The following is a 20,677-nucleotide window of genomic DNA, read 5'->3' on the forward strand; positions in this document are numbered from 1 at the left end:
GCCGGCGGTGCCGAGCAGCTCGATGCCACTGCTGCAGCGGTGTTCGACACGCTGTTCGCCACCAGCGTGCGCAACGACGCGCCGCAGACCACGCCACGCCCGTTCGATGCCGGCCGCGATGGCCTGGTGCTGGGCGAGGGCGCCTGCACACTGATCCTGGAAGACCTGGAACACGCGCAGGCGCGCGGCGCCACCATCCTTGCAGAGGTGGTCGGCTACGGCACCAACAGCGATGGCCAGCACGTCACCCAGCCCAGTGCCGACACCATGGCCCAGGCCATGCGCCTGGCATTGGAGGACGCCGGCCTGGACGCGGCGCAGATCGACTACGTCAACGCCCATGGCACCGCCACCGACCACGGCGACATCGCCGAGACCCAGGCTACCGCACAGGTGTTCGGCAGCCGCGTGCCGATCAGCTCGCTGAAGAGCTACGTCGGCCACATGCTGGGTGCCTGTGGCGCGTTCGAGGCCTGGGTGAGCATCCAGATGATGCGTGCCGGCTGGTTCGCGCCCACCCTGAACCTGGCCGAGGTCGACCCGCGCTGTGGCCAGCTCGACTTCATCACCGGGCAGGGCCGCGAACTGCAGGCCGAGTACGTGATGAGCAACAACTTCGCCTTCGGCGGCATCAACACCTCGCTGGTGTTCCGCCGCTGGAGCGAGTGATCCACTGCGCCAACACACCGTTCCCGTTACCCCCGCACCCTCGACAAGGAGATGTTCCGATGCGCCGCACTCTCATGATCGCCACGGCTACCGCGCTGCTGGCCCTGACTTCCACCGCTTCCGCCCGCGACACGCGTGTCGAACAGTCCCTGCAGGAACTGGTCAATTCGCAGGCCGCCAAGGACGCCGGCATCGACGGCAGCGTGCGCTTCTACCTGGCCGGCCAGCCGGTCAGCGTGCAGCAGCGCCTGGGCGAAGACGTGACCAACAAGAAGACCAACGCCGCCAACAAGAGCGATGCCGAGGCCTGCCGCTGGGTTGCGCTGTCGGCACTGCGCGCGCTGCAGGACGGTGCCAAGTCGCGCGGCGCCAACGCCGTGGTCGACATCGTCAGCTATTACAAGAAGAACGAGTTCAAGAGCAGCACCAACTACGAGTGCTACGCCGGTGCCATCCTCGCGGGTGTCGCGCTGAAGGGCACCTACGCCAAGGTCAAGTAAGCGCCGGTGTGGCGGCGGCGCAGCCTGAACGTCGCCGCCACATTGCTGAACCCCGCAGGCGAAACGCCGCCGATCGCGCCGCCATCGCCGGCTGACGGCTTTCCCCGGTGTCGGCTTTCCGACACAATCATGGCTCTTCCCGGGTTATCGTCCCGCGGACATGCACGCCTACGTCTATAAAAGCCAACTCAAGCCGGACACCTACGTCTACGTTCCCCGACGCGATGATTTCAGCGCGCTGCCCGCGCCGCTGCTCACCTCGCTGGGGACGCTCGCCTTCGTGCTGGAGGTGGCCCTGGATGCCCAGCGCCGCCTGGCGCAGGCTGACCCGGAAAAGGTCCGCAGCGAAATGAGCGAGCGCGGGTTCTACCTGCAGGTGCCGCCGTCGGTGGCCAGCCTGATGCCGCGCCACTATGACTGACGCCTCCCGTCCGCGCATTCTGTCAATTGCCTTCGCCGCGGGCGCGGTGCTGGCGCTGGGCGCCGCCGTGGGCGGCGTTCCGGGTGCGGTCCTTGCCGCATTGGCGCAGCCCGCGTTCGCGTTGGCGATATCGTGGTGGCGCCGCAGCCGCGCGCTGCTGCCGCTGAAGGTGGTCGCACGCCAGGACCTGCCGGCGCTGCTGGCCTTGTGGGCAGCCGCGCCGCTGTTGCTGGCGCTGCTGCTGGCCTGGCCGCTCGCAGCGCTGCGTGACAGCGGCAGCCTGGCGGCAGTGCTTGGCCTGAGCGTACTGGTCAGTGCCGGCCTGCTGGCGGCCTGGCGCACCTGGCCATTGTGGAACGATGTCGAACGCCTGGATGGCAGCCTGGCCCAGCACTGGCAGGCGCTGGCGGGGCGCGACCTGACTGCCTGGCGTGGCCTCGGCGTGGCCGCGCTGGTCATTGCGCTGGCCGCGCTGGTGGTGCTGCCGGCCTGGCCGGGCCTGTTGCCGGAAAGCGCGCGCTGGCCCGCCGCACTGGCGGTCGTACTGCTGTCGCCGGTGCTGCACCTGCTGCTGCAGCGGGTCGCGCCCGCGCCGCTGGTGTCGCTGCGCTCCAGCCCGTTGGCGGCGTCCAGCGCTGCACCCGAACCGATGTTCGCAGCGGCGGCCGAAACCGTGCCGCTGGAGGCGATGGCGCCGCAGGAACTGACACCGGCGCTGTATGAAGCCGCCCGCCAGGGCCGCATCGACCGGGGCCTGCAGCTGCTGCAGGCCGGTGCCGATCCGTATGCGCTGCCGGACCCGAACTGGCGTGACCAGCGCAGCCTGGCGGTGCTGGCCGCGGTGCTGCCGGACCTGCGCCTGCTGCGCGAACTGATTGCCCGCGGCGTCGATGTGAATGCGCCGCACCGGGGCATGACCCCGCTGCTGGCGGCGACCCGCGACAGTTGGCATGGCCGCCCCGAAGCGGTGATGACCCTGCTCGCCAACGGCGCCGACTCGCGTGCCACCGACAGTGATGGCAACACCCCGCTGCACCATGCCGCACGCAGTTCCGACCCGGGGGTGGCCGCGCTGCTGCGCGATGCCGCTGCTGAAGTCGATGCGCTGAACCGTGATGGCTGGTCGCCGCTGGCGGTGGCCTGCCAGGTGGGCAACTGGCGTCTGGCCCGCTTCCTGCTCGAACGCGGTGCACGCTGCGAACCGGCCGATGGCACCCCGGTGCTGCTGGCCGCCGCCGCCACCGAGGATGATGATCCGGCGGGCGTGCAGCTGCTGCTCAAGCACAAGGCACGGGCCGACGCCCGCGATCGCCAGCGCCGCAGTGCGTTGCATGAGGCGGCCCTGGCCGGCCATGTCGAGATCATCGGCGTGCTGCTCGGCGCGGGCGCCAATCTGGAGGCGCGCGATGCACTGGGGCGTACGCCGTGGCTGGAAGCGGCCCGTGCCGGTCGCGCCGCCGTGATCGAGCACCTGCTGCCGCACAAGCCGGACCTGGTCGCGGTGGACGGCGAAGGCCGCAATGCGGTGCAGCTGGCGGCGATGGCCGAGGATGTCTCGCCGCTGCTGATCAAGCGCCTGGTCGAACTGGGCATCGCGGCCGATGCCACCGATCCGCTCGGCCGCCGTGCGGTGGACTACGCCGCCGAAGCCGGCCGCTGGGCGATCGTAGCCCTGCTGGACCCGTCCTATCCGTTGCCGGCCGCGGTCAGTGATGGCCTGGCCGATCGTGGCGAAGCGGCCAGTGCCAGCGGTCTGCTGCCGGACCGTCCGCCGCTGACCCTGCTGCGCGAGGCCCTGGGCTTCGGCAATACCGACGGCATGGCGGCGCTGGCCAGGCTGTGCCAGCCGGAGGAACTGGGCGGGCTGCTGCTCGATCCGGAGTTGGCGCTGGAACCGCGTGCGGTGGACTGGCTGCTGGGCCACGGCGCCGATCCCTATGTGCGTGATGCCTGCTCCGATACGCCGATGTTCGCGCTGTTGTCGCGCGGCATCGATGCGGTGCCGGCGTTGCAGGTGATGCTGCAGCGTGGCCTGTCGCCGGCCGGCCGCGGTGGCCTGGCGCGCTTCCTTGCTGCCTGCGCACAGCACGACCAGGCCGCGCGTGGCCTGGAACAGCTGGCACTGGAACTGCTTGAGCGTGGCGCCGATCCGTTCGCCGCCTCGCCGGCGGGCGATCCGCCGCTGTCGCTGGCGGTGCGGCTGGGGTGGCTGCGGCTGCAGCAGGCCCTGCTCAAGGCCGGCGTTGATCGCGAGGCACGCGACAGCCACGGCATGACCGCACTGCACCTGGCCACCGCATTGGCCCGCGAAGGCGCGCTTAAGCTGCTGGTGCAGCATGGTGCCTCGCCGGAAGCACGTGCCGCCGACGGCCAGACACCGCTGGGCGTGGCGCTGTCGATCGGTCGCCGCGATCTGGCCGACTGGCTCGATTGGCGGGTGTGGCCGTTGCCGCGCCGCACCCTGCGCGAGGCCGATCTACCGGCCGCCGCAATGGCCGGTGACGTCGATGCAGTGCGCCGCCTGATCGATCTGGGCTTCGCCGTCGACGCGGTCGACGCACAGGGCTGCACCGCGCTGCTGCGTGCTGCCGGTGGCGGCCACCTGGCGGTAACCGACCTGCTGCTGGCGCGCGGCGCCGATCCGCAGCACGCGGCGGCCAGTGGCGCGACGCCGCTGTCGGCGGCGGTCAGCATGCGCCAGGTGGACATCGTTTCGGCCCTGCTCGACGCTGGCGCCAAGCTGGAACACCGCCTGCCGGGTGGCGTGACGGTGCTGATGCTGGCCTCCGCGCTGGGCCTTCCGGACATCGTCGCGCGCCTGCTCACGGCGGGTGCCGACGTGCATGCCGGTGACGCGCAGCAGCTGGGTCCGCTGCACTGTGCCGCGCTTTACGGTTTCAGTGCCCGCGACCGCTCGCGCCTGCTGGCGCTGCTCGACACCCTGCTGCTGGCCGGTGCCGAACCGGACCAGGCCGCCGCTGGTTCTGTCACGCCGCTGCTGCTGCTGCTGGGCGCGCGCGCCGAGCCGGGTACCGCCTGCGACGAGCAGGTGGTGATGGCCGCAGTGGAGCGCCTGCTGGACGAGGACGTAAGCCTGGACGTACGCGACCCGCGCGGCTTCGGCCCGCTGCATCTGGCCGCGCTGCATGGCCTGCCGCTGCTGGTGCAGCGCCTGCTGCGCGCCGGCGCCGATCCTGAAGCGCGCGACAGCCTCAACCGCAGTCCGCGCGAGATCGCGGTGATGCGCGGCTTCATCGACGTGGCCGGCGAATTCGAGCCGCGTGTGCCGGGCGTTTCCTCGATGGCGCGGTTCCTGCGCGACAACGGCTGATTCCTGGAAAAGGGTCGTGCCGGCCGCTGGCCGGCAACCGCAATCTGTGGTGGGTGCAGACCGTTGGTCGGCACGCCTACTTGCCGTCGCTTTCCGCGTCGGCCTCGAACAGATGCATCAGGTCGTTGCGTGCATCACGCGAGGTCTGGATCACCGCGGCCTCGTCGTCGTACACCAGGTACTGGTCGCGCAGCAGCTGCTCATCATGCTCACGGAAGCGCTGCACATGGCGCTCGGCCACGTCCGGTGCCACGCCCAATGCGGTCAGCACGCGCCCGCTCATCTCCAGGCTGGTGCCGAACACTTCGCGGAACGGCTCGGCCGACATGTCCATCAGTCGCCAGGCATGCTGGCGGTTGCGTGCACGCGCCAGCACCTTCGCGTCCGGGTACAGCCGGCGCACCATGCGCACCGCGCGCAGGTTGGTCTCCGGGTCGTCCACGGTGATGACGAACACATCGATGTGTTCGCCACCCGCTGCACGCAGCATCTCCGGGCGGGTCGGGTCGCCGTAGTACAGCTGGTTGCCGAAGCGGCGCAGGTCGGCCACCGTGTCCGGGTTCGCCTCCAGCGCCACGAACGGCACCTTCTGTGCGGTCAGCAGGCGCGCGATCACCTGGCCGAAGCGGCCCATGCCGGCGATCAGCACCTTGGGCCGGTTGTCCGGTGCCACCTTGTCGGCCTCGGCGCTCCCGCGCGGTGGAGCCTTCTCCTGGCCGAGCAGCTTGAGCAGCGCGATCATCAGCAGTGGCGTGATCGCCATCGACAGGCCGACGATCGCCACCAGCCGATCGTGATTGGCGTTGCCGAGCAGGTGCGCGCGCTGCGCTTCGTTGAACACCACGAAGGCGAACTCGCCCCCCAGCCACAGCACGCTGCCCAGCAGCAGCGACTGCCGTGAACTGAGCTTTGCAATACGGCCAATCACATACAGCAGGCTGAACTTGACCACCAGCAGGATCGCCACGCCGGCGGCGATCAGCCACGGCTCTGCGGCGATGCGGTCGAGATCGATGCCCATGCCCACCGCGATGAAGAACAGCCCCAGCAGCAGGCCCTTGAACGGCTCGATCTGCGCTTCCAGTTCGTGCCGGAACTCCGAATCGGACAGCAGCACCCCGGCCAGGAACGCGCCCAGGCTGGGGCTGAGGCCCGCTTCCTGCATGAACCAGGCAGTGCCCAGCACCACCAGCAGGGCGGTGGCGGTGAACACTTCCGGGCTGCGGGTGCGGGCGATGATGCTGAACACCTTGCGCAGCACCGGTCGCCCGCACAGGATCACCACGGCCAGCGCGCCGAGGGCCACGGCGGCATCTTCCCAGCGCAGGGTCTCGTTCTTCGCCCCGCCCAGCAGCGGGATGGCCGCCAGCAGCGGGATCGCGATCAGGTCCTGGAACAGCAGGATGGCAAAACCCAGCCGGCCATGGTCGCTGTTGATCGCCTTGTGCTCGGACAGCAGCTGCAGGCCTACCGCGGTGGATGACAGCGCCAGCGCAATACCGACCACCAGCGCGCTCTTCCACTGGAAGTGGTCGAGCAGCAGCAGGCCGCCCAGCACCAGCCCGGACATCGCCACCTGCGCCGCGCCCGCGCCGAACACCGAGCGCCGCATCACCTTCAGGCGTGCCGGCGACAGCTCCAGGCCGATCACGAACAGCAGCATCACCACGCCGATCTCGGCGGCGCCGAGGATGCGGTCGGCGTCCTGCACGAAGCCCAGCCCGTCCGGGCCCAGCACCACGCCGGCCGCCAGGTAGCCCAGCACCGCGCCGAAGCCGAACTTCTTGAACACCGGCACGGCAATGACCGCCGCCAGCAGCAGCACCAGGGCCAGTTCCAGACCGCCGCTATGCATGGGAATACCTGGTCATCGGGGAAGCCCGCAGTGCGTCCGTTCGGGTGGGGAAAGCGTGGCGAGCGCCACCCGGCCATTATGCGCGCCGGTCGGTGTATGCACGAGAACAACCGGCCGGCGCCCGGCGCAGGGATGCCGGGTTGACCTGCATGGCCCACGGGTCCAGACTGCCCGCCGCTGGCGGCGCGTCCGTCGGCATACGCATCCCGGAGTCCCCAACCCATGTCCAGCGACAGTAGAAGTCGACCTCGTTCGACGCCAGCGATGGCCACCGCCTGACATCGGGACGGTTTGCCTGCGTTGGCGTTGCGCGAGGTCGCACCCCCACAAGGCAAAACCGATGAACCAGAAGCAATTGCTGCGCCCGGTGGCCGATGCCGCCGCATTGGCCGCACCGCTGGCGAACTACAACACCGCCGATGCGGTGGAATTCCTCAACACACTGGAACTGGCCCGCGCTGCGGAAACGCTGGCCGCGCTGCCGTTGCCGCGTGCAGTGAAGATGCTGGAAGCGCCGGAACTGCACCGCAGCGGTGAGCTGGTGGCCGCGCTGCCGCCGGCACGCGCCGCTGCCCTGCTCGGGCTGATGGCTGACGATCGCGCCACCGACATCGTCCACGAGCTGGATGAGGAAGAACGCGCGCGGCTGATCCCGCTGCTGGGCACCGACGCCCGCCAGGCCATCCAGAAGCTGCTGAGCTATCCGCCGAACACCGCCGGCGCGCTGATGACCACCGAGTACGTGGCGGTACCCGCCAGCTGGACCGTGGCGCAGACCCTGCAGCACATCCGACAGGTCGAGCGTACCCGCGAGACGGTGTACGCGATCTACGTGCTGGAGCCGGCCAGCCAGCAGTTGCAGCAGGTGGTGACCATGCGCCGGCTGATCACCGGCCTGCCCGAGGAATCGATCCTGGACGTGGCCCAGGTCAATCCGCCGGTGACAGTGGACGCGCTGATGGACCAGGAAGAAGTGGCGCGTCTGATCCGCCGCCACGACCTGTTGGCGATTCCGGTGGTCGACGCGCAGCAGCAGATGCTCGGCATCGTCACCGTGGACGACGTGCTCGATGCGCTGATCGAGGAATCGACCGAGGACGCGCACAAGTTCGGCGGCATGGAAGCGCTGGACAAGCCCTATATGCAGATCGGCTTCTTCGAGATGCTGCGCAAGCGTGCCGGCTGGCTGAGCGTGCTGTTTCTGGGCGAGATGCTGACCGCCAGTGCGATGCAGCACTACGAGGACGAACTGGCGCGCGCGGTGGTGCTGACCCTGTTCATCCCGTTGATCATGAGTTCGGGCGGCAATTCCGGCTCGCAGGCCACCTCGCTGTTGATCCGCAGCCTGGCGCTGCGCGAACTGCGCCTGCGCGACTGGTGGAAGGTGGCCATCCGCGAGATCCCGACCGGCATGGTGCTGGGTGCCATCCTCGGCTGCCTGGCGATCGTGCGCATCGTGATCTGGCAGCTGGGTGGCCTGCATGACTACGGCGAGCACTGGATCCTGCTGGCGATCACCATCGGTGCCGCGCTGGTCGGCATCGTCACCTTCGGTTCGCTGTCCGGCTCGATGCTGCCCTTCATCCTGAAGCGGCTCGGCTTCGACCCGGCCAGCGCCTCGGCCCCGTTCGTGGCCACCCTGGTGGACGTGACCGGCCTGGTGATCTACTTCAGCATCGCCGCGCTGATCCTGCACGGCACGCTGCTGTAAGCCTTCCGGTTGCGGGGTCGGATCCCTTCGCGCCGCGAAGGGCTCTGACCCCATCGCCACGGAATTTGGGTACCGTAGGCGCATGAGTACCTACCACCTGCAGTCCGTCTTCCGTCCGCAGTCGGTCGCGGTGATCGGCGGCAGCCCGCGTGAGCGTTCGGCCGGCCGCGCGGTGATGCGCAACCTGCGCGGCACCGGCTTCCCCGGCAAGGTGGCGTGGATCAACCCGCGGCACGCCGAGATCGATGGCATCCGCACGGTCAAGCGCTTGAAGGATCTGGACTGGGTGCCCGACCTGGTGGTGATCACCGCGCCCGCGGCGATCGTGCCGCAGGTGGTGCGTACCGCTGCAGAGCGGGGCGTGCAGGCGGCGATCATCCTCACCGCGCACCTGGGCGAAGGCCCGGGTTCGTTGTCCGCACAGGTAGAGGCGGTGGCGCGCAAGCATGGCCTGCGCATCCTCGGGCCGCATTGCCTGGGCGTCATCGCGCCGCACGCGCGACTCAATGCCAGCATCGCCGCGCACTTCCCGCAGGCCGGCGACCTCGCCTTGATCTCCGAATCCTCGGCCATTGCCGCCGCGCTGGTGGAGTGGGGCGTGGCGCGCTCGGTGGGCTTCTCCGCCGTGGTCTCGCTGGGCGACACGATGGACGTCGACTTCGGCGACCTGCTCGACTACTTCGCCACCGACTACCGCACCCGCGCCATCCTGCTGTATGTCGAGCAGATCAAGGACGCGCGCAAGTTCATGTCGGCCGCGCGTGCCGCCGCCCGCGCCAAGCCGGTGGTGGTGGTGAAGTCCGGTCGCGCCGAGCGCGTGCAGCCGGGCAGCCGCGATACCCACGTGCAGGCCCTGGCGCGTGCCGATGATGTGTACGGCGCGGCCTTCAACCGCGCCGGCCTGCTGCGCGTCGGCGCGCTGGACGAGCTGTTCACCGCCGCCGAATCGCTGGGCCGGCTGGGCACCTTCCCCGGTCGCCGCCTGGCCATTCTCAGCAATGGCGGCGGTGTCGGCCGCCTGGCCGTGGACCAGCTGATCGCGCTGCGTGGCACGCTGGCCACCCTTTCCGACAGCACGGTGGAGAAGCTCGATGCGGTGCTGCCGCAGGGCTGGTCGCGCAGCAATCCGGTGGACATCGTGGTCGACGCCGATGGTGACCGCTATGCGTCGGCCATCGAAGCACTGCTGGCCGACAACGAGAACGATGCGGTGATGGTGGTCAACGTGCCAACCGCGTTTACCTCGTCCGCCGACGCGGCGCAGGCCCTCACCCGCACGCTCGGCCTGCGCCCGCGCCATCATCGCGACAAGCCGGTGTTCGCGGTGTGGCTGGGCAACGATGACCAGGCCACCGCCACGCTCAACGCGGCGCGGGTGCCGACCTATCCGACCGAGGCCGAAGCCGTACGTGGCTTCCAGCATCTGGTGCGCTATCGCGAGGCACAGAGCGCGTTGATGGAAACGCCGCCCAGCCTGCCGCAGGACTTCAGCGTCGACACGGGCACCGGGCGCGCACTGGTCGATGCCGCGCTGGCCAATGGCCAGCAGTGGCTGGACCCGCTGGCCACGCATGAACTGCTCAAGGCCTACGGCATTCCGTCTGCTCCGGTGATGCATGCGCGTGATGCGCACGAGGCGATGGACCTGGCGCAGCCGCTGCTGGAACGCGGTGCCACGGTTGCGCTGAAGATTCTCTCGCCGGATATTCCGCACAAGTCGGAAGTGGACGGCGTGCGCCTGAACCTGTCCACGCTGCCGGCGGTGCAGAGCGCGGCCAACGCGATCCTGTCGCGTGCGCGCCAGCTGCGGCCGGATGCGCGCATCGATGGCCTGCTGGTGCAGCCGACCATCGTCCGCCCGAAGGCGCGCGAACTGATTGTCGGCATCGCCGATGACGCGACGTTCGGCCCGGTGATCGTGGTCGGCCGTGGCGGCACCGCCGTCGAAGTGATCAACGACAAGGCGCTGGCCCTGCCGCCGCTGGACCTGCGCCTGGCCCACGAGCTGATCGGCCAGACCCGCGCTTCGCGCATCCTCAAGGCCTACGGCGATGTGCCCGCCGCCGACGAGCGCGCACTGGCGCTGGCGCTGGTCAAGCTGGCACAGCTGGCCGCCGATATTCCCGAAGTGCGCACGCTGGACATCAACCCGCTGCTGGTCGACAGCAAGGGCATCCTTGCCCTCGACGCACGCGTGGCGGTGGCACCGTCGCGGATCCTGCACAAGGGCCGTGGCCATCCGCGCTTTTCGGTGTTTCCGTATCCGAAGGAGTGGGAGCGCACCATCGAACTGTCCGATGGCGGCCGGGCCTTCGTGCGTCCGGTGCGGCCGGAAGACGATGCGCTGTTCCGCGCGTTCTTCGCCCGTGTCAGCGACGAGGACCTGCGCCTGCGCTTCTTCCAGTCGGTGAAGCACTTCAGCCACGAGTTCATCGCGCGCCTGACCCAGCTCGACTATGCGCGCTCGATTGCGCTGGTAGCGATCGAACCGCGCAGCGGGGAGATGCTGGGCGCAGTGCGCCTGCACGCCGATGCCGATTATCATCGCGGCGAGTACGGCATCCTGATCCGCTCGGACCTGAAGGGCCATGGCATCGGCTGGCGGCTGATGGCGATCATGATCGAGTACGCGAAGTGGCTGGGCCTGGACGTGGTCGAAGGCCAGGTGCTGCGCGAGAACAGCACCATGCTGGCGATGTGCCAGAGCCTGGGCTTCAAGACCCGACTCGACCCGGACGACCCGACGGTGATGATGGTGACCTTGCCGGTGCAGCAGGTCGAGGTGCCCGACGTGCCGCCGGTGGCGTAATTCCTGTAGAGCCGAGCCTACGCTCGGCTGCTTTTGCGTACGCTTGGCGGCTGCATCACCGCACCGGCTCTACCACCACCGCCGTGCCATAGCACAGCACTTCGGTCAGCCCGGTCATCACATCGGTGGCGTCGTAACGCATGCCGATGATCGCGTTGGCACCCAGCTGCCGCGCGTGCTTGACCATGTCGCGGTAGGTTTCCTCGCGGGCCTGTTCGCACAGTTCGGTGTAGATGGTGATGTTGCCGCCGAACAGGGTCTGGATGCCGCCGAGGAAATTGCCGACGATCGAGCGCGAGCGCACGGTGATGCCGCGTACCACGCCGAGGTTGCGCACCACGCGATGGCCGGGCAGCTCGAAGGCGGTGGTGACCAGCGCATCGTCGAAACGCAGCGCGGGCGGGGACGTGGGGCTGCTGTTGTAGGGGTCTGCCATGGTCGCGTCCGTGTCGCTGCCTTCTGTAGAGTCGGGCCATGCTCGACGGGCTGTACTGCAGTCGAGCATGGCGCGACTCTACAACGCAATCGCCCGTTGCGGCATGGTTCCGTCACCGTGCTGGCGCGACAATATCCCCATGACCGACCGTATCCCCCTGTTGCTGCTGCCCGGCCTGCTCAACGATGCCGAGCTGTGGCGCGCGCAGCTGGCCGACCTGGCCGATATCGCCGACTGCACCGTGGGCGACCAGACCCGTGGCGAGACCCTGCAGGCGGTGGCCGAAGACGTGCTGGCGCAGGCACCGGAGCGCTTTGCGCTGGCCGGGTTCTCGCTGGGCGGCTTCGTGGCCCAGCAGATCCTGCGCATCGCGCCGGAACGGGTGCTGCAGCTGGCGCTGATTGACACCTCGATCCACGCCGACTCGCCGGAGCGCGCCGAGCAGCGGCGCAGCCAGCGCGCCAGCGTGCGCCTGCCGGGGAAGTTCCACGGCTTCGGCGATGTGCTGATGCGCAGCTACATCGATGCCTCGCGGCTGGACGACTACGTGCTGGTACAGCGCGTGCGCGACATGACCACCCGCCTGGGCGCGGAAGTGTTCCTGCGCCAGAGCGCACTGGAACGCCGTGACGGCCATGATGTGCTGGCTGGCTACCGCGATCCGCTGCTGATCGTATGTGGCGCCAACGACCGCATTACGCCACTCGCGGTCAGCGAGGAAATGCACGCCCTGGTGCCGCACTCGCAGCTGGTGGTGGTGCCTGATTGCGGGCACCTGGCGCCGATGGAAAAACCGGACGAGGTCAGTGCGGCAATGCGTGGGTGGTTGTTGCAGGGCAGGGAATGATCCCCGCGTTCTGGTAGGTGCCGACCTTGGTCGGCACGGTGTTCCAACGATCGATCAGGGCTCAGTGCCGACCAAGTTCGGCACCTACCTGTAGAGCCGAGCCATGCTCGGCTCTGGGGAGGCAGCAGCCGAGCGTGCGCTCGGCTCTACAACACCACTGCCTCAATCCCAGGCTGGGGCGATGCCTTCCGGGTTGGCCAGGCGATGGCCGCGGTCGAGCTTGGCGATCTGTGCCATGTCTTCGTTGGTCAGGCGGATCGCTGCCGCTTCCAGGTTGCTGGCCAGGTTCTCGCGCCTGGTCGAGGACGGAATGACCGAGAAGCCCTGCTGCAGCGCCCAGGCCAGCGCGACCTGCGCCGGCGTGGCCTGGTGGCGGCCGGCGATGGCCTGGATCACCGGGTCCTTGATTACCTCACCATAGGCCAGGCTCATGTAGGCGGTGATGTGGATGCCGTTGTCCTGCAGGAATTTCACCAGCAGGCGGTTCTGCAGGTACGGGTGGATCTCGATCTGGTTGGTGGCGATGGCGCCGGCACCCAGGATGCCGATCGCCTTGCGGGTCTGCGCGATGGTGAAGTTGGAGATGCCGATCTCCTTCGTCAGGCCCTGTGCCTTGGCCTCGGCCAGTGCGGTCAGGTACTCCTCCATCGGCACGTCGACCTTGCCGTTCGGCGACGGCCAGTGGATCAGCGTCAGGTCCACATGATTGGTACGCAGCTTTTCCAGACTGGTACGCAGGCTGGCCAGCAGCGCTTCGCGCTTGAACTCGGTGATCCAGATCTTGGTGGTCAGGTAGATCTCATCGCGCGGCACGCCGGAATCGGCGATGGCCTGACCGACTTCGGCTTCGTTGCCGTAGATCTGCGCGGTATCGATGGCGCGGTAGCCGACCTCCAGCGCGTTGCGCACGGAATCGATCACGGTCTGGTCTTTGAGGCGGAAAGTGCCGAGACCGAAGGCGGGGACTGTCATGAGGGGCTCCAGCAGTGGGGGAGGGAGACGGGAATATTCACGAAAGGGTAGGCCAGCGGCCGTGTGCATGCCGGCAACGGTGCATTGCACTGCCGTGTACGACCACAGGCCGTAATGAGTGCGGAACGTTGGTCCGCACTGTTCATGCCGCCACCCATGTAGCGTTGGACGCTGCCGGCCAGCGGCCGGCACTACCCCAGTCCGCGCTCCACGGTGGTGCCGGCCGCTGGCCGGCAACCGGATCCCTCAGGCCGCGCGCGCCAACGCGTCCTTCGCTGTCGCCGTGGCCGACAGATCGAACACATCGACCGCATCGATCAACCGGTTCGCCTGCTGTTCCAGGCTGCGCGCCGCGGCGCTGGCTTCTTCCACCAGCGCGGCGTTCTGCTGGGTGGTGCCGTCCATCTGGATCACCGTCTGGCTGACCTGTTCGATGCCCGCGCTCTGTTCCTGCGAGGCTGCAGAGATCTCGGCCATGATGTCGGTCACGCGCTGCACCGAGGCGACGATCTCGGCCATGGTGTCGCCGGCCTCGCGCACGCGCTGCGCACCCTCACCGACCTGTTCCACCGACGCCTCGATCAGCGACTTGATCTCCTTTGCCGCCGCCGCAGAGCGCTGTGCCAGCGTGCGCACTTCGCTGGCAACCACCGCGAATCCGCGGCCCTGCTCACCGGCGCGTGCCGCTTCCACCGCGGCGTTCAGCGCCAGGATGTTGGTCTGGAACGCGATGCCATCGATCACGCTGATGATCTCGGCGATCTGCCGTGACGAGGTTTCGATCGCGCCCATCGTCGCCACCACCTGGCCGACCACGCTGCCGCCCTGCGAGGCGACCGCGTGCGCGCCGATCGCGAGCTGGTTGGCCTGGCGCGCGTGTTCGGCGTTCTGGCGCACGGTGGAGGTCAGCTCTTCCATGGATGCCGCGGTCTCTTCCAGATTGGCGGCCTGCTGCTCGGTACGGCGCGACAGGTCATTGTTGCCGGCGGCGATCTCCGCGGCGGCGGTGTGGATGTTGCCGGAGGCGTGCTTGATGTCGGTGACGATGGTCGCCAGCTGCGTGGCGGTGGTATTGGCATCGCCGGCGATACGCGCGAACACACCCTGGAAATCACCGTGCATGCGTGCACCGAGGCGGCCATCGGCGATCGCGCGCAGCATCGTTGAGACTTCGCCCAGGTTCAGTTCTGTGGTCTGCATCAGGCGGTTCAGGCCATCGACCATCGCGCGGAAGTCATGCTCGAAGCGCGCGCTGTCGCCGCGCTGGCTGAAGTCACCGGCGGCCGCCGCTTCGGCCAGGCGGCGGATTTCGCCGTTGATCGCACCGAGGTTGTGCTTGACCGCATCCAGCGCTTCGGTGATCACTGCCTTCTCGCCGGGCAGGCGTTCCATGTCCTGGCTGAGGTCGCCGACGGCGTAGCGGCCCATGATCGAGATCGCGCGCATCTTCACCCGGATGTGCGCGTCGACCAGCGTGTTGCAGTCGGCCACCATGGTGCCGAACGCGCCGGGGAAGGCAGCGGCGTCCATGCGATGGCTGATGGTGCCGGCCTCGTGCGCCTGGGCCATCGCGGCCTGTGCATCCAGCACGCCGCGCAGCGTGGACTGCAACGCCTGCATCGCCTGGGCGAGGCGTCCGATCTCGTCGCGGCTGCGCACCTGCACCACGTGCTGCAGGTCGCCGGCAGCCACTGCGCGTGCAGCGGCTTCCACCGCCAGTACCGGCTGCACCACCGCGCGCCGCAGCCACCAGGCCAGGCCGATCAGCAACAGCACGGCGGCCAGCACCGTCAGTGACGCGCACAGCAGCAGGGTCTGCCGCGCCTGCTGCGAACGCGCCGCCAGCGCCGCTTCGGCCACCTGCGTGGCATGCGTGCTCAATGCATCCAGTGCGGTCGCCACCGCGCGATCCTTGCCGCGCACGAGGGTGTCGCCGGCGGCGGGATCGTAGCCGGCCGCGGCAAATGCCTGCAGCGCCGCGTGATAGTCCTGCTGCAGCTGCGCGTGCAGGCCGATGAACGCCTGCGCCAGTTCACGCGTGCGCGCGTCCGGACTGGTCACCAGGCCCTTGGCCAGCCGTTCGACCAGGCGGCCTTCGTTGTCGAAGGCGTCCAGGTGGCGCTGACGCAACGCGTCGTCGTGACCACGCAGCAGCACGTTCTTCCATTCCTGCACCTGGCCGCGGAACTCACGCTGCAGGCGTTCGGCGTCGCGGCTGTGCGCGACTTCGGGTGGAACCTCGGTGGACAACTTGAACCAGGCGGAGGCCAGGCCAGCCAGCGCGCACAGCAGGACCACGGCCAAGCCAACAGAGACCGCGCCGAGCAGCTTGGACTGCAGGCGCGGAGCACGGACAGACGCATTCATCGGGAAGCACTCTCGGGAAGGGGCAATGCGGTATCGACCCGCCCAGCCTCCGCTGAAGTGCGACGAACATCACATTAGCGTTTCGTTTAGTGATGTGAAGAAAGTGTTTCATAGGACAAATGTGTCCATATGGAACGAATACGGACCCTGGACAGGGGATATAAATGTAACTAATGTAGTTACATGAAATCCGCGAACCTGCTCTCTGATGCCCTGCACGTGATGGCGCACCTGGTCGGCCAGGACGGCCCGCGCACCTCCGAGCAGCTGTCGTCCTGCCTGCCGACCCATCCGGTGGTGATCCGCCGCCTGCTGGCGCAGCTGCACAGGGCGGGCCTGGTTCACAGCGCCCGAGGTCATGGCGGTGGCAGCCAGTTGGCGCGCGATGCCGCAGCCATCACCCTGCATGACGTCTACCTGGCGGTGGGCGCACCGTCGCTGGTACAGGTCGGTACCCGTGATTCCGGCGGTGGCTGCCCGATCCAGCAGCTGGTCAACAGCGCTTTGCTGGAGGGTGCACGCGAAGCACAGCGCCTGCTCGAACAGCGCCTGCGGGCGACCACGCTGGACAAGCTCGGCGCCGACTTCGCCCGCCATCTCGCCCATCACCGTTCCCTGGAAGGTCACCATGAATCCTGATGTGCTCATCGTCGGCGGCAGCTATGCCGGCATTGCCGCCGGCCTGATCCTGGCCCGTGCCCGCCGCCCGGTCACCGTCATCGACGCCGGTTCACCACGCAACCGCTTCGCCAGCCATTCGCACGGGGTGCTGGGGCTGGATGGCATCAGCGGCGCCGAGCTGCTGAAGACCGCGCGCCAGCAGCTGCTGGATTACCCCAGCGTGCGCTGGGTGCATGCCGAGGCCGTGCAGGCCACCGCCGGCGCAGTGGGTGTGGAAGTACGAACCGCCGATGGGCAGGTGCTGGCCGCGCGCAAGCTGCTGCTGGCCAGCGGTATCGCCGACCAGCTGCCGGAGCTGCCCGGGCTGGCCGAGCGCTGGGGCAGCACCGTGTTGCACTGTCCCTATTGCCACGGTTACGAAGTGGGCGGTGGCGCCATCGGGCTGCTTGGCGGGCATCCGATGTCCGCCAGCAAGGCGCCGCTGTTTGCCGACTGGGGCAATATCACCTTCTTCAGCCAGGGCCTGCCGATCACCGATGAGGAACGGGCTGCCATGCAGCAGCGTGGCGTGCGGATCGAGACGTCGCCGGTGCTGGGCGTGCAGGGCGACCAGCCGACTTGGCTGGAAGTGGAGCTGGCCGATGGCCGCCGCATCGCCCAGCGGGCGCTGTTCGTGCCGGCCACCCAGGTGATGGCCACGCCGCTGGTGCAGCAGCTGGGTTGCACATTGGCCGAGAGCCCGCTGGGCGAGTTGATCGAGGTCGACATGATGAAGCAGACCTCGGTGCCGAACGTGTATGCCGCAGGCGACGCGACCACGGTCGGCAACATCACCCTGGCCATGGCCGAAGGCGTGCGCGCGGGCATCGGCGTGCACCACGCGCTGGTGGCTGAAGACAGCAGCGCGCGCTGAACGTTGCACAGGTAGAGGCCGACCCTGGTCGGCGCCGTTCCCTCCACGCATGGCGTGGATCTACTGCCATTGGGTGCGGTGGGTGCCGGCCTTGGCCGGCACCGCTCCATTACCCCTTCACGCACAACACCTGGCGCAGGGTGTGCACCACGTCGACCAGGTCCAGCTGCGCGGCCATCACATCGTCGATCGACTTGTACGCGGCCGGTGACTCGTCCAGCACGCCGCTGTCCTTGCGGCATTCCACGTGCGCGGTGGCCTCGCGATGCTGGGCCAGCGTGATCTGCTGGCGCGCGGCGCCACGGCTCATCACCCGGCCGGCACCGTGGCTGCAGCTGTGGAAGCTGTCCGCGTTGCCCTTGCCACGCACGATGTAGCTGCGCGTGCCCATGCTGCCGGGAATGATGCCCAGCTCACCCTCGCGGGCACTGACGGCCCCCTTCCGGGTCACCAGCAGCTCCTGCCCGTGGTGCGTTTCCTTCTGCACGTAGTTGTGGTGGCAGTTCACCGCCATCGCCGCCAGCTGGAACTTCGGCAGCCGGTGACGCATCTCGGCCAGCACGCGCGACATCATCGCCTCGCGGTTCTGCCGGGCGTAGTCCTGTGCCCACGACACGGCTTCGACGTAGTCATCGAACAGCGGCTCGCCTTCCATGAAGAAGGCCAGGTCCTTGTCCGGCAGGTGGAAGCCGAGCACGCGCCGGGCCAGTTCCTCGCGCGCCTTCTCGATGAAGTAGGTACCGATCAGGTTGCCGGTACCGCGCGACCCGCTGTGCAGCATCACCCACACCGTGTCGGTCTCGTCCAGGCACAGTTCGATGAAGTGGTTGCCACCACCCAGTGTCCCGAGCTGGCGGTCGAGCTTGTCGGTGCGGATCCTGCGGTGCCTGTCCTTGATCTTCTCCAGGCCGGCGGCCAGTCCGGACTGCACCAGGCGGGTATGGATGCTGTCGGGCATGCGCTGATGCTCGCCGCCGCGCCCGTTGCCGACCGGGATGCTGCGCTCGATGCTGTTGCGCAGCTGCCGCAGGTCATCGGGCAGGTCGTTGGCGCGCAGCGTGGTGCGCACGGCCGCCATGCCGCAGCCGATGTCGACGCCGACTGCGGCCGGGATGATCGCACCGCGGGTCGGGATCACCGAGCCGACGGTCGCGCCCTTGCCCAGGTGCACGTCCGGCATCACCGCCACCCACGGCCCGACGAACGGGATCGCGGCGATGTTGCGCAGCTGCTCATGCGCCTGCGCTTCCAGTGGCACGCCGTTGACCCAGCCCTTGATCGGCGTGGTGCCCTCGGCGTGCAGCCATTGATAGTTCTGTTGCATGTCCATTGTCTTGTTGAATGTCCTTGATGGGCCGGCGGCGCGTCCCTGCGCCGCCGCGACCCCCTACCTGATCGTCACCAGCTGCTTCAGCACGCCATCCAGGCCGCCGAACACGGTGAGCGTGTCGATCTTCTCGGTGACCTTCTCCAGCGCCTCCAGCTCCTTCAAGCGCATCAGCACCGGGTTGTCCTCGATCAGCTTTGCGGTGTTGAGCTGCGAACGCGTGGCGTTGGCCTCCTCGCGGCGACGGATCACGCTGGCCTGGGCCTGCTTCTCGGCCAGCACCACGCCGTTGAGGATCTCCTTCATCTCGCCCGGCAGGATCACGTCCTTGATGCCCACGCCAAGCAGACGTACACCGTGGCCCTCGATCGCCGCCTGCACATGGGCGGCGATCTCACCGTCCAGTGCTGCCTTGTCGCCCAGCAGCTCGTCCAGGCTGCGCGCGGCAATCGCCTGGCGCAGGCCGAACTGCAGCTGCCGATAGATGAATTCATCGGCATTGCTCAGCGTGCGGTGTGCACGCACCGGGTCGACCACCTGCACGGTCGCGGCCAGGTTCACCCGCAGGGTCACCTTGTCGCGGCTGAGCAGTTCCTGGCCGGACACGTCCAGCGAACGCGCACGCAGCTCCACGCGCTCCACCGACACGTTGCCGTTGAAGTTCCAGAACGCATGCAGGCCGGCGTCCAGCGTCTGGCGCAGCGTGCCATCGATGAACAGCAGGCCGACCGACTCGCTCGGCACGGTGCTGATCACCGCGACACGCGGCAGCACGCCCAGCTGGCCCAGGCGCTGCTGCACGTCCAGCGGGATGCGCGGCTCGTCACCCAGCGCCATCACGCGTACCTGGGTGTCGACCGAACCGCGCCAGTACAGACGGCGGCTGCCCGGCGGCAGCACCTCGTCGATGCGGCCGTTGCGCAGCAACAGGCCGACCTCGCCGGCGCCGACGTTGGCCAGCACGAAGTGCGTGTCCAGCTGTGCGCCCAGCGCTTCGATCAGGCTGTCCTGGTCGCTGCCGGTGTAGGCCGCGCCCTTCGATGCGGTGTGGATGTCCACGTGCGGGCGGCCGCCGAACGGCGACAGGCGGTGCACGCCCGGCAGCAGGATCTGCTGGAAACGACGGTTGCGATACACCAGGCCGCGCTCGCCGTCGCCGATCACGACCTTGATGGTCCAGAACATGGGAGTCTCTCCTTGTATGGCTCTGGTGGTTCGACCCGTTGCGGATGAATCGCCAAGACCCGGGTCGATCAGGTCGTGGCGAGGCCGCCTGCACACCACGTGCAGGCAGCGGAAGAGGGCGGCCATCGGCGGACGGTCCGCGCGCGGAGCCTTCGGTGCACCGGCAGTGCTGCCATCGTCGTTCCCGGCAGGCAGCACCGGGGCGGAACGTGGCTGGCAGTGACGGCGGGCCGAGGCCCGGCGTGCGGTCCGTTGCCTTCCACGCCCCCGCCCGAAGGCAGTGACCGTGGACGGCGACGATGGCCGCTGGGGCTTGCGCCCCGGGTGTTGCTTCAAGTCATGACGTGAAAGGTCATGTGGTTGGAGTGGGAGTCGAACCCACGACAGACGGATTACGGATCCGTTGCTCTACCCGACTGAGCTATCCAGTGGTGAACCGCGCGGAATCGAACCGCGTGCCGGCGAACCGGCGCCTGCCTCCAGCAGGCGATCCAGGCGATGGCATGTCCGCGACCGCCGGCATACGCCACGGCAACGCCGCGCGCACCAGCCCGTGGTTGAAACGGGACCGTTGGAGAATCGAGGGTGCAGGCCACCGACATTATCGGCGAGCGATAATGTTTGAGTGCGATGCAGATAATGTTCAGGCGTTGCCATGCACGCGGAGAAAATCCTCCGGCGCAGCAGAAAAACCTGGGTCAGTGAGCGGCGGG

14 protein-coding genes, 1 tRNA gene and 1 pseudogene are annotated in these 20,677 nt (G+C 68.4%); 9 read left to right on the forward strand and 7 right to left on the reverse strand.

Going from position 1 to position 20,677, the window contains the following annotated elements:
• The 4 genes and pseudogenes from AB839_RS08285 to AB839_RS08300 form a co-directional block, all read left to right on the forward strand.
• Positions 1-669 (forward strand): annotated as a pseudogene (locus AB839_RS08285) (beta-ketoacyl-ACP synthase); the annotation flags it as partial.
• Positions 670-728: 59 nt separating this feature from the next.
• Positions 729-1,169, forward strand: a complete 441-nt coding sequence (locus AB839_RS08290; RefSeq protein ID WP_005420284.1) for a hypothetical protein — start codon at positions 729-731, stop codon at positions 1,167-1,169.
• A gap of 160 nt (positions 1,170-1,329) precedes the next feature.
• Complete coding sequence (locus tag AB839_RS08295; RefSeq protein ID WP_014648833.1) at positions 1,330-1,590, forward strand: YcgL domain-containing protein; 261 nt, start codon at positions 1,330-1,332, stop codon at positions 1,588-1,590.
• Complete coding sequence (locus tag AB839_RS08300) at positions 1,583-4,921, forward strand: ankyrin repeat domain-containing protein (protein ID WP_061478971.1); 3,339 nt, start codon at positions 1,583-1,585, stop codon at positions 4,919-4,921. Before AB839_RS08295 ends, AB839_RS08300 begins: the two co-directional genes overlap by 8 nt.
• A gap of 76 nt (positions 4,922-4,997) precedes the next feature.
• On the opposite strand, the gene AB839_RS08305 is transcribed toward AB839_RS08300, so the two are convergent.
• Positions 4,998-6,776: a monovalent cation:proton antiporter-2 (CPA2) family protein gene (locus AB839_RS08305; protein ID WP_061478972.1), complete on the reverse strand. Its 1,779-nt coding sequence runs from the start codon at positions 6,774-6,776 to the stop codon at positions 4,998-5,000.
• A 340-nt stretch (positions 6,777-7,116) separates the two neighbouring features.
• Here AB839_RS08305 and mgtE point away from each other — a divergent pair, with 340 nt between their 5' ends.
• The gene (gene mgtE / locus AB839_RS08310; RefSeq protein WP_061478973.1) at positions 7,117-8,487 is read left to right on the forward strand and encodes a magnesium transporter; all 1,371 of its coding nucleotides are present in this window, start codon (positions 7,117-7,119) and stop codon (positions 8,485-8,487) included.
• A gap of 82 nt (positions 8,488-8,569) precedes the next feature.
• Complete coding sequence (locus tag AB839_RS08315) at positions 8,570-11,296, forward strand: bifunctional acetate--CoA ligase family protein/GNAT family N-acetyltransferase (protein ID WP_061478974.1); 2,727 nt, start codon at positions 8,570-8,572, stop codon at positions 11,294-11,296.
• Positions 11,297-11,351: 55 nt separating this feature from the next.
• On the opposite strand, the gene AB839_RS08320 is transcribed toward AB839_RS08315, so the two are convergent.
• Positions 11,352-11,732 (reverse strand): YbjQ family protein, encoded by a 381-nt coding sequence (locus tag AB839_RS08320; protein WP_010482286.1) that lies wholly within the window; start codon positions 11,730-11,732, stop codon positions 11,352-11,354.
• 139 nt (positions 11,733-11,871) lie between these two features.
• Here AB839_RS08320 and AB839_RS08325 point away from each other — a divergent pair, with 139 nt between their 5' ends.
• Positions 11,872-12,579 carry an alpha/beta hydrolase gene (locus tag AB839_RS08325; RefSeq protein WP_061478975.1) on the forward strand — a complete coding sequence of 236 codons (708 nt, stop codon included), beginning with the start codon at positions 11,872-11,874 and terminating at the stop codon, positions 12,577-12,579.
• 162 nt (positions 12,580-12,741) lie between these two features.
• Here the strand turns inward: AB839_RS08325 and dkgB are convergent, their stop codons facing one another.
• Together dkgB and AB839_RS08335 are read right to left on the reverse strand one after the other, a co-directional pair.
• The gene (gene dkgB / locus AB839_RS08330; RefSeq protein ID WP_061478976.1) at positions 12,742-13,551 is read right to left on the reverse strand and encodes a 2,5-didehydrogluconate reductase DkgB; all 810 of its coding nucleotides are present in this window, start codon (positions 13,549-13,551) and stop codon (positions 12,742-12,744) included.
• A 246-nt stretch (positions 13,552-13,797) separates the two neighbouring features.
• Positions 13,798-15,918: a methyl-accepting chemotaxis protein gene (locus AB839_RS08335; protein ID WP_061478977.1), complete on the reverse strand. Its 2,121-nt coding sequence runs from the start codon at positions 15,916-15,918 to the stop codon at positions 13,798-13,800.
• Between the two features lie 183 nt (positions 15,919-16,101).
• Between AB839_RS08335 and AB839_RS08340 the strand changes: the two genes are divergently transcribed.
• On the forward strand, positions 16,102-16,557 hold the full coding sequence (locus AB839_RS08340) for an Rrf2 family transcriptional regulator (protein WP_061478978.1): 456 nt from the start codon (positions 16,102-16,104) through the stop codon (positions 16,555-16,557).
• The gene (locus tag AB839_RS08345; RefSeq protein WP_061478979.1) at positions 16,547-17,452 is read left to right on the forward strand and encodes an NAD(P)/FAD-dependent oxidoreductase; all 906 of its coding nucleotides are present in this window, start codon (positions 16,547-16,549) and stop codon (positions 17,450-17,452) included. The genes AB839_RS08340 and AB839_RS08345 overlap by 11 nt, the downstream gene beginning before the upstream one ends.
• A 109-nt stretch (positions 17,453-17,561) precedes the next feature.
• On the opposite strand, the gene AB839_RS08350 is transcribed toward AB839_RS08345, so the two are convergent.
• The 3 genes from AB839_RS08350 to AB839_RS08360 all read right to left on the reverse strand — a co-directional run bounded on the left by AB839_RS08350 (position 17,562) and on the right by AB839_RS08360 (position 20,392).
• A complete protein-coding gene (locus AB839_RS08350; protein WP_061478980.1) occupies positions 17,562-18,782 on the reverse strand; it encodes an RtcB family protein in 1,221 nt (406 codons plus the stop codon).
• 57 nt (positions 18,783-18,839) lie between these two features.
• Positions 18,840-19,964 carry a slipin family protein gene (locus AB839_RS08355; RefSeq protein WP_061478981.1) on the reverse strand — a complete coding sequence of 375 codons (1,125 nt, stop codon included), beginning with the start codon at positions 19,962-19,964 and terminating at the stop codon, positions 18,840-18,842.
• A 357-nt stretch (positions 19,965-20,321) separates the two neighbouring features.
• Positions 20,322-20,392: transfer RNA gene (locus AB839_RS08360), tRNA-Thr, on the reverse strand.
• Positions 20,393-20,677 lie beyond the last annotated feature (285 nt).

The organism is Stenotrophomonas sp. DDT-1, from assembly GCF_001580555.1.
GTDB lineage: Bacteria > Pseudomonadota > Gammaproteobacteria > Xanthomonadales > Xanthomonadaceae > Stenotrophomonas > Stenotrophomonas sepilia.